Source organism: Aliivibrio salmonicida LFI1238 (assembly GCF_000196495.1).
GTDB classification, from domain to species: domain Bacteria; phylum Pseudomonadota; class Gammaproteobacteria; order Enterobacterales; family Vibrionaceae; genus Aliivibrio; species Aliivibrio salmonicida.
Map to the genome: position 1 here is coordinate 843,701 of NC_011312.1, position 13,614 is coordinate 857,314.

Annotated in this window: 14 protein-coding genes and 2 pseudogenes; 4 read left to right on the forward strand and 12 right to left on the reverse strand. The window is 40.7% G+C overall.

From position 1 onward, the window contains the following. The first annotated feature begins 15 nt into the window (after window positions 1-15). Together VSAL_RS04215 and VSAL_RS04220 are read left to right on the forward strand one after the other, a co-directional pair. The gene (locus VSAL_RS04215; protein WP_012549558.1) at window positions 16-552 is read left to right on the forward strand and encodes a DUF3332 family protein; all 537 of its coding nucleotides are present in this window, start codon (window positions 16-18) and stop codon (window positions 550-552) included. 407 nt (window positions 553-959) lie between these two features. Then, window positions 960-1,286: a DUF3622 domain-containing protein gene (locus VSAL_RS04220; RefSeq protein WP_012549559.1), complete on the forward strand. Its 327-nt coding sequence runs from the start codon at window positions 960-962 to the stop codon at window positions 1,284-1,286. A gap of 68 nt (window positions 1,287-1,354) precedes the next feature. Here VSAL_RS04220 and VSAL_RS04225 read toward each other — a convergent pair whose 3' ends face one another. Then, a complete protein-coding gene (locus VSAL_RS04225) occupies window positions 1,355-3,895 on the reverse strand; it encodes an Ig-like domain-containing protein (RefSeq protein WP_012549560.1) in 2,541 nt (846 codons plus the stop codon). Between the two features lie 233 nt (window positions 3,896-4,128). Between VSAL_RS04225 and VSAL_RS04230 the strand changes: the two genes are divergently transcribed. Beyond that, on the forward strand, window positions 4,129-4,617 hold the full coding sequence (locus tag VSAL_RS04230) for a GreA/GreB family elongation factor (protein WP_044583389.1): 489 nt from the start codon (window positions 4,129-4,131) through the stop codon (window positions 4,615-4,617). 69 nt (window positions 4,618-4,686) lie between these two features. On the opposite strand, the gene VSAL_RS04235 is transcribed toward VSAL_RS04230, so the two are convergent. From VSAL_RS04235 to VSAL_RS04245, 3 genes are read right to left on the reverse strand one after another with little or no spacing between them, the layout of a single operon-like run. Then, complete coding sequence (locus VSAL_RS04235; RefSeq protein WP_012549562.1) at window positions 4,687-5,781, reverse strand: succinylglutamate desuccinylase/aspartoacylase family protein; 1,095 nt, start codon at window positions 5,779-5,781, stop codon at window positions 4,687-4,689. Beyond that, a complete protein-coding gene (rimK, locus tag VSAL_RS04240) occupies window positions 5,741-6,646 on the reverse strand; it encodes a 30S ribosomal protein S6--L-glutamate ligase (RefSeq protein ID WP_012549563.1) in 906 nt (301 codons plus the stop codon). The genes VSAL_RS04235 and rimK overlap by 41 nt, the downstream gene beginning before the upstream one ends. Then, entirely contained in the window at window positions 6,646-7,086 is a 441-nt protein-coding gene (locus VSAL_RS04245; protein WP_012549564.1) for an ATP-dependent zinc protease family protein, read from the reverse strand. Before VSAL_RS04245 ends, rimK begins: the two co-directional genes overlap by 1 nt. 494 nt (window positions 7,087-7,580) lie before the next feature. Here VSAL_RS04245 and VSAL_RS04250 point away from each other — a divergent pair, with 494 nt between their 5' ends. Beyond that, window positions 7,581-8,945 carry a sodium-dependent transporter gene (locus VSAL_RS04250; RefSeq protein ID WP_012549565.1) on the forward strand — a complete coding sequence of 455 codons (1,365 nt, stop codon included), beginning with the start codon at window positions 7,581-7,583 and terminating at the stop codon, window positions 8,943-8,945. A gap of 91 nt (window positions 8,946-9,036) precedes the next feature. Here VSAL_RS04250 and VSAL_RS23745 read toward each other — a convergent pair whose 3' ends face one another. The 8 genes and pseudogenes from VSAL_RS23745 to VSAL_RS04285 all read right to left on the reverse strand — a co-directional run bounded on the left by VSAL_RS23745 (window position 9,037) and on the right by VSAL_RS04285 (window position 13,554). Further along, window positions 9,037-9,426 carry a hypothetical protein gene (locus VSAL_RS23745; protein WP_044583193.1) on the reverse strand — a complete coding sequence of 130 codons (390 nt, stop codon included), beginning with the start codon at window positions 9,424-9,426 and terminating at the stop codon, window positions 9,037-9,039. Window positions 9,427-9,663: 237 nt separating this feature from the next. Further along, window positions 9,664-11,149 (reverse strand): annotated as a pseudogene (locus tag VSAL_RS04260) (IS66-like element ISVsa2 family transposase). Between the two features lie 71 nt (window positions 11,150-11,220). Further along, a pseudogene (gene tnpB, locus VSAL_RS23340) lies at window positions 11,221-11,448 on the reverse strand (IS66 family insertion sequence element accessory protein TnpB); the annotation flags it as partial. Window positions 11,449-11,564: 116 nt separating this feature from the next. Continuing rightward, a complete protein-coding gene (gene tnpA / locus VSAL_RS04270) occupies window positions 11,565-11,879 on the reverse strand; it encodes an IS66 family insertion sequence element accessory protein TnpA (RefSeq protein WP_012548925.1) in 315 nt (104 codons plus the stop codon). 77 nt (window positions 11,880-11,956) lie between these two features. Next, window positions 11,957-12,106, reverse strand: a complete 150-nt coding sequence (locus VSAL_RS22540; protein ID WP_068938164.1) for a DUF2635 domain-containing protein — start codon at window positions 12,104-12,106, stop codon at window positions 11,957-11,959. Next, complete coding sequence (locus tag VSAL_RS04275) at window positions 12,107-12,637, reverse strand: phage virion morphogenesis protein (protein WP_012549566.1); 531 nt, start codon at window positions 12,635-12,637, stop codon at window positions 12,107-12,109. It abuts the gene before it with no gap. Further along, window positions 12,628-13,101, reverse strand: a complete 474-nt coding sequence (locus VSAL_RS04280) for a phage tail protein (RefSeq protein WP_012549567.1) — start codon at window positions 13,099-13,101, stop codon at window positions 12,628-12,630. Before VSAL_RS04280 ends, VSAL_RS04275 begins: the two co-directional genes overlap by 10 nt. A 3-nt stretch (window positions 13,102-13,104) precedes the next feature. Then, the gene (locus tag VSAL_RS04285; protein WP_044583390.1) at window positions 13,105-13,554 is read right to left on the reverse strand and encodes a head completion/stabilization protein; all 450 of its coding nucleotides are present in this window, start codon (window positions 13,552-13,554) and stop codon (window positions 13,105-13,107) included. Between the last annotated feature and the right edge of the window lie 60 nt (window positions 13,555-13,614).

Genomic DNA, 13,614 nt, shown 5'->3' on the forward strand with positions numbered 1-13,614 from the left:
TAAGTAGAGGGAATTATGAAGAAAAGCATCATCAAAGTCATTGCAATATCGGCCGTAGCACTAACGTTATCGGGTTGTGTTGGTAGTAATGCCGTCACGGGAATGTTGATGAAATTTAACGTTCAAGTCGTGGATAACCGTTATGCTCGTGCCGGAGTTAACTTCTTGTTAGCCCCTGTTTATGCTCTGACATTAGCATCGGATTATATTGTCTTTAACTCATTAGAATTTTGGACGGGTAAAAACGTACTGACTGGAACACCTCATATCTTTGATAGTAAAGTCGATACGATGATGAAGATTAATGACAGCCTTGATGATTCATTAAAAACAGCACCAATTCCTCTTTCATCAAATCGTGCTATCGAATTTGGTCAAATGAAGCAAATTGATGAAAATACGATTCAAATGGACATTACTTATAATAATGGCGAGAAAGCCGTGTTATTAGGAGTAAGAGATGGCAATTACATTACTTACTATATGGATGGACAAATCGTATCAGAAACAAGTATCGAAGCACTTGAAGAACTGGCTGCATCAAGAAGCTAACGTCTCATTCAAATAAATATAAATAACGGTTGATGAGCTCATCAATCGTTTTTTTTAAAAAAATAAACGATTGGTTCGATTTCGGTTTTAATTTACGTCAAACTTACTCTTGGTATTATGGTTGCTATCTTCGACGAATAATAGGTTGAAGATATGTCGTATCGAGATCTTGGTAAGAGAAGGATTAACGATGATAATGGCTTGGAAGGAAACGATATATCTTTTGGGCGCGTGCTAATTTCAATTTTATACTTTTCGAGGGATGCTCATTACATCTTTTTGGTGCATTTTTATTGAAATGTGTTCTAATAGCGGGCATTAAAGGGAATGCAAGTATTATACTGCAGTTATAGATGGATTTTTAAGTAATGATCTATCCCTTAACTATCGAATTCTAGGAAATAAAAATGGCAAAGTTTGATTACCGTATTGTAGAAAAACGCAACGCTTGGGCTGCTGAAATTACGCGCCAAGTTACTTCTCGCAGAACGGTTGTATCTAAGCGTCAACTTGGTTTTGAAAGCGAAGCTGAAGCAGTTGAATGGGCTCAAAAAGAGCTTGTTGAATTTGCAAAGACTCAAGCTGTTCGTAATGATCGTAAAGCTGATCAACGTAGCGAAAAAGAAGAAATGATCGCTCGTAAGAAAGAAAAATCAGCGGCACAAAAAGCAGAATATGAAGCTGCTCGTGATGCGAAAGAAGACGAAAGCGAATACGATTACGACGAAGAGTAATCTTCTCTATCTATTTAAAATAAAAAAGGCGCTTACTTGAGCGCCTTTTTTGTGCCTGTTGTTTTATGTTATTGAGCGTTCATTAATGTCAGTTTCTCGCCAATCGGTTGTGAGAAATTAAACCCATCATGTTTATCCCAGTTAATTGACCATGTCATCACACCACCAAAATTCGGGTATAATTTATTTGGAACAACGGTGCTGCATGCTGAGCCATAAGTGACACAATCTAATGCATCTATAATGTTTTGTGTTGGCGCTTGTCCGGAGTTTGCTGAACTTGGCCCTGAAGGTAGACCAATAGCGACTTGATCATCTCTTAGTGGAGCAAAGAAAGAGCCATCAGCGAGTTCAAACCCTTCAACGAGCATTTTTACCGACGCTACCATCATATCAACGGATCCTTCTGGAGCCGCTCCTGGCATGTATGGGTTTGCTAATCCGCCATTGTTATATAATTGAACATGAAGAAGATCTAATGTATCTCGAACTTGGTCTATTACTGGAATATAAGCGCCCCAAATACCGCTGTAAGCAACCATTCCACCTTGAACATAAGGATGTTCTGGCGCCATGGTTAAATACATGTCTCCGCCCATATTCATTTCTATTTGTTTTAGTGCCGTAGGTAAGCGAGCTTGAATTTGTGTGCCATGAAGTAAATTCGATCCGCTTTCTAAATCGATATCTAGCCCATCAAAGCCCCATTCATCAATAAGTGCGGTTAAACTACTGACAAAATTGGCTTCATCTTGTTCTGTATTTAAGGTTATTGTGCCTTCTGCACCACCAAGAGAAAGTACAAATATTTTTCCTTTTGCCTGTAACGCGGCCATGTCTTGTTTAAATTGATTAGGATCTAGAGCGAGACAGCTACTGTGAATATCGCCAGAGTAGAGGTTGAAATGCACCGTTCCGTTGCTGTTTCTATCATTATCAGCAAATGCAATATCGATAACGTCCCACTCATCAGGCATTTCCGATAAACGAATAGGGCAACCAGAACCGTTAACGAAATTATGCCAATAACCAATTAATTTATGCGTTGCTTGGCTTTGTTCTAGAACGGCAATACTTGATGCTATTGAGAGTGCTTTATTTCCTTGGGCATCAGTGGCCTCTGTTGAAATGGAGTAAGAACCAATAGCACTTGGTGTCCAATTGGTATTGTATGGTGTTGTTGTGTCTGACCCAACGATTGCCCCATTAATTAAGAAATCAACCTGAGTTATCGAGCTGGTTAATGAAGTTGCGGTTGCACTTAGTTGAGTAACTTTTCCTAAGGCAAGGCTCGATCCAGATGCAGGGGAAGTTAGACTTGTCACTACGTTTTGATCACTGACAGTAACAAGAATACTATTGTCACTGTTATTTCCTTCATTATCGGTTGCTACGGCTTTTAGTGTGTTATTTCCAATTAAGGCGGCAGTCCAAGTCATGGAATAAGGGGCTTGAGTATCAGCGCCTAGTGTCATGTCATTTGCAAAGAATTCTACGCCAACAATGCTGCCATCACTGTCGCTTGCGGTGGCATTTATTATAATGGACGATCCTGCAAGAATGACGCTGTTATCACTTGGTGAAGTAATGGCGACCTCTGGTGGAGTGCTACAAACGCCTAGCCCTGTCCATGCATCTTGCCAGCTTGAGCCTGTGCCTGGAGCATACGCCCAATCAGATGAAGAAGAACACCAGCCACCGACATCACAACGATATTTTTGATTAATATTTTGTATTTCATCGCCTTGAGTGTAAGCCGTTCCTGATTTGTATTGAGGTAAGCCTGCACAACCACCGCTAGATGGTTCCGTGATGGTTAAGATACTTTCTTGGCTGATGCTTGACTGTTCATCATTATCGATCGCTTTTGCTTTAAAACGATGCGTTCCCTTTGTTGCTGTCCATAAGTGTTCAAAAGGCGCTGAACTGTCTGTAAAAACCAGTTCGCTATCAACATAAAACTCGACATAAGCTATTTGACCATCGTTATCTATTGCGTCTGCGGACATTAATAAATCATCGCCGACAGAGAGAACTTCATTGCCCGTTGGTGAGAGAAGTTGTATTGATGGTGGGATTAAATCCCCGGTTGATTGTACGCGAATAGAGACGGATTCAGTCGTTGAACTGCCTTCATTATCAGTAGCGATCACTGAAATTGATGTCGTGTTTTTTAGTGCTACCCAATCCGTGTTATACGGTGGGGCGGTGATTATCGTAATGGATTGGCTATCCGCTAAAAATTCAACACGAGTAATTTCTCCGTCACTATCCACTGCATTGGCTTGTAATGTGATGGCACTTCCTTCTGCAATCGCAGCATTATTTAAGGGGGAGATGATCGACAGTGTTGGTGCGGTATTCCCGCCACTATTATCGCATTGACCTAAACGTTTCCATTTTTGCCATTCACCTGAATGTGTTTCTGGTGAATTTCCTTGGGACCACCATTGTGCTTGGTATGCAATCTGATTTTGTTGTATTTCAGCACCACCGCTGTAGGGTTCTGAATTTTGCCAAAGAGGGAGTGAACTGCAATCAAAAGCATTGGCTCCGTATGAAATAAAAAGGGCAGAGGCAATAGCACTGTTAATGAAAATCCGTTTCATAGATATATCCTTAATCGAGTAAGTCGGGGGGATTGACTCTTAAGTTTTAGTCGATAATTAAGAAGATATTTCATTTTGTTTTGCTATTTAACAGGAGATCACAGGGATTCACTCTATTCTCATTGAGTTACGATTCTTTTTGGAAATACTTCACATTAAAAATGGGATAGGAAGTTAAAGCGGCCCTCTTTATTTTTGTTATGATAAGCGGTCGATTTTATGGGTTATCTAACATGATAGAAAAAGAAGCGTTATTAGATTCAATCATTCAACAATTACGTCAAGTTCACCAAATGGCGTTAGAGGCGACACAGCGAGCGATTGAACAAGCGACAGATAAAGAAGCCATTGCTCGAAGTAAGTATGAAACGTTTGGTTTAGAAGCCTCGTATTTAGCGCATGGGCAAGCTCGAAGAGTGTCAGAATGTGACGCCGATATTTTAGCGTATCGTAAATTACCACGCTTAGAATACGGTGAAGATAGTGTGATAAATCAGTGTGCGTTAGTGACATTAGTGAATCAGGATGATATCGAAAGTCAGTTCTTTATTGGACCGTCAGCGGGGGGGGGGGTAAAAGTGACTCATGAAGACATGACATTTTTGTTGATCACGCCATCAGCACCCTTAGGTAAGGCCATGATAGGAAAGCAGCTTGGAGATGAATTCGAACTTGATTTATCGGGAAGAAAACAACAATACGAAATTATTGGTGTTCAGTAATGCCGGTAAATATTGTGGATAAAATAAGAGAGGCGAACCTCTCTTATTTTTGTTTTTGGTATCGAAATATCAAAGGGTAGATGTTGTGATCTGCCCATTCGTTAGTTGATCAGTATCGGCATCAATCATTTCATCGATGTACGTTTCAACTGTTTGACCGACCATCTCATCATCTTCAGAAAAGTAAGCTAAATTGAAAATAGCGTCCCCTTCATTAACTAATGGTAATGTTTGTTGGCCAATAACGATGCCACCTTTATGTGCGATAATCTCGATCTCACCGTGGCCAAGTGGCGCACTGATATAAGCAAGAACTTGATCTTTTTCAACTTGCTCACCGAGTGTCACGATAGTACGTAAGATACCGTCGCTTTCTGCTCTAAGCCAGCCAGTTGATTTCGCAATAATGGCTGTTGGTAAGCGCTTTCTACTGGCTTTTAACATACCAATAGATTGCATTACTCGTTGTACACCCACATATCCAGCATTGATCGCTATCGGTTCAAAGCGCAATGCTTCACCGGCTTCGTATGTTAATACTGGAATACCGCAACGTTCAGCTTCACTGCGTAACGAACCATCTCGTAATGGCGAATCTACAATCAATGGTGTTGCGAATGCTTTTGCAATTCGTAACGTTTCAGGATTACTTAGATTGGCACGAATTTGAGGTAAGTTTGTTCGATGAATCGCTCCGGTGTGCAAGTCAACAATATAATCACAACGTTTTGCTATTTGGGTGAAAAAGGTATTTGCCATGCGTGATGCCAAAGAGCCTTTTTCTGAACCTGGGAAGCAACGGTTTAAATCTCGGCGATCGGGTAGATAACGAGATTTATGAATGAAACCAAAAACGTTAACAATAGGCACTGCAATTAAAGTGCCTTTTAGGGTTTTTGGGTCAATGTTATTGATTAACTGTCGAACAATTTCAACCCCATTGAGCTCATCACCATGAATGGCCGCATTGACCATCAGGATTGGGCCAGCATGCTGGCCATTAATGATTTCTACAGGGATAGATAAAGGTGAGTGGGTATAAAGCTTTGCGGCTTCAATCTCAATGACCTTTCTTTCACCGGGTGCAACTGAATACGTTAGTATGTCGAATGCTTTGTTCTGTCTAGCCTTTGCCACGAGTTTTAGTCCCTTTTGTCGCTGCATTTTTCTCAATAAAATCAACAATTAAACCAGCAACGTCTTTACCTGTAGCGGCTTCAATGCCTTCTAAGCCAGGTGAAGAGTTCACTTCCATAACTAATGGACCACGATCAGAGCGAAGTAAATCGACACCTGCTACGTTCAATCCCATGATATTTGCTGCTGCTACTGCTGTTTTACGTTCTTCTGGAGTCAGTTTAACCAGTGACGCAGAACCACCACGGTGTAGGTTAGAACGGAATTCGCCTTCTGCACCTTGACGTTTCATTGCTGCAATCACTTTGCCACCAATAACGAAACAACGGATATCTGCACCACCAGCTTCTTTGATGAACTCTTGAACCATAATATTCGCTTTTAAGCCCATAAATGCTTCAACAACACTTTCTGCTGCTTTTCTTGTTTCTGCAAGAACAACACCAATACCTTGAGTGCCTTCTAAGAGCTTGATCACAACTGGCCCGCCGCCAACCATATCAAGTAAATCTTTTACATCATCAGGCTTGCTTGCAAAACCCGTGATTGGCATACCAATGCCTTTACGAGAAAGCAGTTGCATTGAACGTAATTTATCGCGAGAACGAGTGATAGCAACAGATTCGTTCACCGGGTAGACATTCATCATTTCAAATTGACGTAATACAGCAGTACCATAAAAAGTAACTGATGCGCCAATACGAGGGATAATCGCATCGTAATTAATCAGTTCTTCACCTTTGAAGTGAATTTGAGGTTTTTCTGAATTGATATTCATATAACAGCGTAATGCATCAATTACTTTTACTTCATGACCACGGCTTTCCGCCGCTTCAATTAAACGGCGAGTAGAGTAAAGGTCTTGGTTACGAGATAAAATACCGATTTTCATTATACAATTTCCTCAAAATCAACTAGGTAAGACGACGATGGATCAACAACAATGCGGTCTTGCATTGATGATCTGCCAAGTAACATACGAAACACCATTGTTTCTCGGTTACTTAATGTTATTTCTGCTGGCCATTCTTGGCCTGCTAGTCGGATCATGGTTCTGATCACATAGCGCATTTCTTCTTGCCCACTTGAGCTTTTTACTACTCGCTTATCAACAATTGGAGCTTCGCATATTTGAACAAAATCATTATTACGTTTTTCAGGATGGATCCAGAAGCGAACCCATGCTTCACCATCTTTGGTAAAGGGCTCAACTTTAAACGCATGTAAACAAGATGTTTGGGCGCCAGTGTCGACTTTTGCCTTAATTAATTTAATACCAAGCTCGGGAAGGCTAAGAGACTCTCGCCATCCAACCATGATTTTATTTGTCATTAATATTTTCTCAAATAGAAAAATCTACAACAAGTATAGTAAATACGTTGCAGATATCTAACCCATTTGGCTACCATCTAATTTGTCTGAACTGATATGTTCAGTAGTCTGGAGTTTGGTGGAATACGTAGAGAGGTGTTATAGGATGTGTACACCGTGACTCAATAGGCGCGAATTTATCAGCAGTTTTAAATTTCGTCAAATAAAATATTCATTATAATTTTGACGCACATCCCATTAGTTTTTTTAATGGATAGCCATTTGTGAATGGAATTAAGATTTCTATTCACACTGTTTAAAAAAAGAGCACAATGTTAGTGGGTATTTTGACAAATAATGAATAGATATTATGTTGTTTTCTTATTTTAAAGTAGATGGAGTCTCTGCTTTCTTATTGTTAAGAGAAATAAATGAATGAAGCGAGTATTTAAATCTGGTGTTTAATTACGAGTGAAGTTATCATTCGCTTATTGTACTAGTGTGGTGATACAGAGATGACAACAGGTAACAGAGAAAGTTTTAGTTCACGATTAGGGTTTATATTATCAGCTGCTGGTGCAGCGGTGGGTCTGGGTAATATTTGGGGCTTCCCAACTCAGGCAGCAAGTAATGGTGGTGGTGCCTTTCTATTGGTTTATCTCATCATGATCCTTGTGGTGGCTTTCCCTATGCTTGTTGTCGAAATGGCGATCGGTCGTCATGGTCAAGCAAACCCAGTAGACAGTATGCGAGCTCTGACTTCAAATCCAATGGGTAAGCGTTTTGGTGCTTTTGTTGGGTGGATTGGTCTGAGTGTACCTAGTGTTGTACTGATGTTTTATAGCATTGTTGGTGGTTGGTTAATCTGTTTTCTATTTGGTGCGATGGCCAATGTTGTTGGATTGCATGATCTCGCTGAGTGGTTTAAAGGTTTTAGCATTGAACGTAATTTACTGGGTACGATACTCTTTTATGTATTAACTATTTTAATCGTACAAGGTGGAATTAAAGACGGTATTGAAAAATGGTCTACTCGTTTGATGCCGGCATTATTTGTTTTATTTGGATTATTGTTTGTTTATATCATGATGCAGCAGGGTGCTGTTGAAGGGCTAAAGCACTATCTGATTCCTGATTTTGAAAAAGTAATGGATAAAAAATTGATTCTAGCAGCCATGGGGCAAGGCTTTTTCTCGCTAACCATTGGTGGCTGTTCAATGCTGATTTACGGATCGTATTTAAGTAAGACAGAGAATTTACCTAAAATGGCGATGAACGTTACTTTAGTGGATACCGCTGTGGCATTTGTTGCGGGCTTAGTGGTTATGCCTGCAATGTTTGTTGCAATGCAAAAGGGCGTTCAAATTTATGCCGAAGATGGATCGTTATTAAGTTCTGACACGTTGGTGTTTACGGTTTTACCAATGATGTTTGATAGCTTAGGTTTATTGGGCGATCTGTTCGCCATTGCTTTCTTCTTATTATTAACCATCGCTGCATTAACGTCTTCAATCTCAATGCTTGAATGTTCAGTTTCTTTAGTGAGTGAGCGATTTGAAACGAGAAGAACACCAACAAGCTGGGTATTAGGTTTATTAATTGCCGTGTTTAGTGTGGTGATTGTCTTTAATTTTTCTGAACTATTTGGCTTAGTTGCGATGATTGCAACGCAATATTTACAACCTGTCGCAGCATTATTGTTCTGTGTATTTGGTGGCTGGGTGTGGAGTCGTCACTCTAAAATTAAAGAGCTTGAGCAAGGTTATCCTGAATTCCAACAAGGATTCTTTGGTAAAGTTTGGCCTCTGTATGTGAAATTTGTGTGTCCTGTTTTAGTTATCGCCGTATTGTGGGCATCGTTCTTATTCGCTTATAAATAAACAGCATTAAGATAGAAAAAAGCCAGCAGATAAATGCTGGCTGTTTTATTTTTTAACTATCGAAAAATACGATACATTCAGTGGTTAATGCTTATTTTTTATCCCATGCATTAGCCCAAAGTTGGCTCTCTGCTGGAGCATAAGAAGAGCTTGAGCACCATGGAGTGTAAGGCCAAGCTTTACACTGATAAACATTACCATCTGTCGCTAAGACTTGGTCACCTTCAGCGTATGTTTTCCCTGCTTCATAAGCGGGAACATCTGTTGTTGGTGGAGTTGTCGTATCTTCCGATACCAGATTAAAACTGTAACGTTCCTCTACTGAATTATCATCATTTGATGCCAATAGACGCATAGAGTAATACCCTTCTTCAACATTCGTTAATGGTAACGAAATCGCTTGGGTTCCTGTGACTTGTTCTGAGTATGACGTCACGCTGTTTCCCATACGGTCAATGATATCGACGGTAGTTGAGGCCATCTCATTCGTCGTAATTGTAAACGTGCTCGTTGCTGCTGAATCAATGACGGAATACTCGTTACTAAGTCCTGTAATTTTAGCGCTTAACTCTGCTTCTGGATCAGGTATTACGCCGCCACAATCGGTATCACCAATCAGTTTCCAAACGCCCCATTCACCAGTGGTTCCCGGTTCATCGCCTTGAGTCCACCAGTCAGCTTGCCACGTTTTGCCATTGTGACGTAAGCGTGCGGGGAACTACACCTTGTCTTTTACATTCCAAGGTAAAAGTGAATCGATATCTGGCGATCCAACACATAAACGATCTAGACAATACCTAATATAATCGTAAGGGATTAATCCGTTTGCCTTTGCTGTTTCTACAATGCTGTAAAGCATTGCACTTGAATCTGCACCAGCCGTTGAACCCGAAAATAACCAGTTTTTCCGGCCGATAACAAACGGTTTAACCGCTCGCTCTGCTCGATGTAATCAATAGATAACAATCCATCATCAATATAACGAACTAATTTATCCCATTGATTTATGTATAGCTAATCGCCTCACCTAATTTTGTTTTAGGTGATACTCGACTAACTGCGCTATCAAGCCAATCACGGAGCTCTTTAAGTAAATCGCGGGCTTCTGTCTGCCTAGCAACATACTTGGCTTCAGGGGAAGCCTCTTTTAATAACGATTCGATCCGGTATAGCTTTTGGATTTTACTCAATACCCAATCTGCACTCCCTGTTTTCCCTTTTACTTGAACACGTTGAGCCTCAATAAATCGTCGACGTGCGTGTGCCCAACAGCCAACTAAAATCGCTTCAGTTTGTTCATAACCTTGGTAACCATCGGTATGTAAATACCCGTTATAACCTTTTAAAAAGTTAACTGGATGGTAGCCATGCCTGCTAGATTGATAATCATAAAGTACAATTCCAGGCAAAACACCAGAGCCTGGAGAATCATAGCCAGAGCAGTAGACCCACATATAACATTTTGCTTTTTCAACATCCAACACATTTACCGTTGTTTCATCACAATGCAGAGTGGGTTGTTCAAGCAAAATACGATGTAACTCGTTATTAAGAGGGGTAAATAGTACCGAGCATTTTATTAACCAATCCGCCATCGTTCGCCGTCCAATAATGATACCCCATTGCTGAAATAACGTTTCTTGACGATAAAGTGGAAGACTGTATTGAAATTTAGCCGTAATAATTTGAGCAAGTAAACTTGCGGTCGCAATCCCTTTAGGGATTGGTGACGCTGGCATTGGGGCTTGTTTAATGTCTACTGAAGTATTGTTTTTTTCACAATTTCGGCAAGCATATTTAGGACGAACATGTTGAATAACTTCCACTTTAGCTGGTACAAATTCCAACTTTTCACTGATGTCTTTACCCATCGCATGCATCTCTAGACCGCAACACTTACAAGTTTTATCTTTTATGTCGTGGATAATAACAGTACGCGGTAAGTCTTCAGGTAAGCGTTGGCGTTTTGGCTTTTGACGAGTGTAGGTAATCGTTTGTGTGTCATCATTTTCAATGATGATTTCTTCTTCTGTTTCATTGAATAAATCAAATTGAGTCGAGTCAGATTCACTGCTTTTACCAAAGCGCTGATGTTGAGCCAGCCGAAATTGCTCTAGAAGACGGTTATATTTATTTTCAAGCTGAAGCACAAGTGCTTTCAGCTCGTCAATGGTATCAGGAAGTGGTTTTATTTTATCAGTCATGTAGATGACTATATAACGATAATACAGGTAATCAATCGGTTGCCTCCTATTCTTGACTGAGAATCAACTATTTAAAGGGTTGTTTGATAATGTACCGGTTGATGTCCTAAGATATCAAAACCTTGTAATAGCAGTGTCAGTTGCTGCTCTGATAATGCTAACGTATCGTTATTTATATTTCGTGGCCATTTGAAGCGGTCTTCATCTAATCGCTTGTACCATAAAGCGAATCCTGTTTTATCCCAATACAATATTTTGAGTTTATCACGAGGCTTATTGCAAAATATAAATAGAGCATCACTAAACGGTGATAGTTACATTTCTTGCTCAACAATCACGACAAGGCCATTAATGGCCTTGCGAAAATCGACAAAATCACGATGAAGATAAATGGTGGAAACATCAGTAAATACATTCATGATTGATACCCTTTTAATAAGAGTCCTATCCAGTGAGGTTCAGTATTAGCTGGCAATGTTAATCGCAATTTTCCGATAGAAAGTTGAATATCTGGTAATTGTGGAGTGGCGATGATAGTTGATGTTAACGCTTCTACTTTCAAGAAAGTAGAAGCGTTAATCTTTTGTTTCCATCGTGCTTTACGTGCACTAAATGTCTTTGGCAGAATATTATGGTTACGACAAAATTCAGCGGCACTAAGCTTGCTAGATTGCTGAGATTCAAATAGAGCGTGCCATTGCTCTGGTGTTCTCTTTTTATCTTTTTGCATAATTACGTTCTCGTTAAATGAAAGATCGTAAGATACGCATAATGAATTTTATTTGTTAGGTGTAGTTCCCCGCACGCTTACACGACGACGACCGATTCATCTTGAATTCGACGTAACCAGTAACTATTACGGGGTTTTACTTCGCCCTTAACGTTCAATGGCACTCGCGTAATAGGATCGCGCACCAGTACGTCTTTATTGGTTGGTTTGATTTTTATTTCACGCATTTATGGCTCCATATTTATGACTAATTCATCCCTTATCATGGTCATCAATTCACGCTCCAGAGAGGGGGTCCAACCGATGAAGGTTCGCTTTGGCATTCGATAGTTATTCTTGGTCTTAACTCCGCCTTTCCATCGACTGGTTTTTGAGTCATAAAAACCATTAACGTGAGTGGTAAAGGATAAGGTTTGACCTTCATTATGCTCTCGTCCAATCTTTGCTGGGATACCCGTTAACCCCACCTCAAACGCCTCTCCAGTCACGTTTGTTCTTAACGATCGACTCAATCCCATCAGCATATTCCGGTTGCTTTTTGTATTGAGTACCACCTTAGGATCCGCCTGTTGCTTTTTAGTGCGCCGAGTTCGAGATTGGTATGGGGTATTATCAATGTCTCGCTGATGGCTAATTTGCGATCGAAAGAACCGGCGTGAATGATTGGCCAGTTTTTGGTTAAGTTGAAATTGTTGTCTTGGGTTTAATGCGACATTCTCCAACATCGAGGTTAAGTGCTCAGGGTTAGTTAATCGCATTCAGGTAAGTCCCTATCATGAGCGCCCACAAACTCAAGAAGAGGCAGCTCTTCTTCAATTGCGGCAAGGGCAAAATCACTGACGCAATCAAAACGAATGCCGCCTTGTTGCCATACTCCGTGCTCACTTTCTTCGACTGAATAGGATTCTTTCATGTCGATTTTCAGTTTGATGTCACATCGGCCGTTATCTAATATCTCAGTCGCAAAAGAAGGGGCGGGTAGCCCTTTTGTTGATCTATCTACATCGTATTGATTAAGCCAGAGCACCAAATGCATCATTAAGGTTTCAGGCTGAACATCAACATCGCTCATGTTGATGTTTACGGTGTAAGCAATATCAAATCCGTCGACAGAAACGCCTTGAGCGCACTCAATCTGGCCATCTTCCGCCCACAATTCGACGTTCTTTGCATCGGTTACCGATTGGGTAAACAACTCCGTTAAACTTTGTAAGGCTTTCATTGGTTACACCACCTCAAAGGTATAGGTTTCTTTTCCATGAAGAAGCAAATCAACCGCTCGGCGATAGTGAACCAAACAGTTGTCCGCTTTCTGTTGCAAGGCGTCTTGTCGCTCGGCCGCTTCTGCGGTCGCGTCCATGCTGAGCTTATTGCCTACGATATAATTGGCGGCGAGAGAGAACACGGCTTGCTTATAAAGAGCGTTGCCTGTGTCGGTATCCCCAAACCAATATTCGGAAGCATTATCAAGTGTTCCATGTGTGTTCATCAGATCTAACAGCTCGCTATTCACGGTGATGCGAGCAAGGGTTAGGTTGTGCAAAATACCTATCTCTGTTTCATTACTTAAAAAATGAAACACCGCTTGAAACTCTGCAACAACGAGCTTTGGGTGGTGTATTGTTGCGGGTAATTCGCCGAGGTAAGCGTCGTCTTTATTTCCTACAAAGGCCATGCGACTCATGTGATATTCCTTTAAAACACAAGCGAAGCGCGTAGCGAATAACAAGAAACG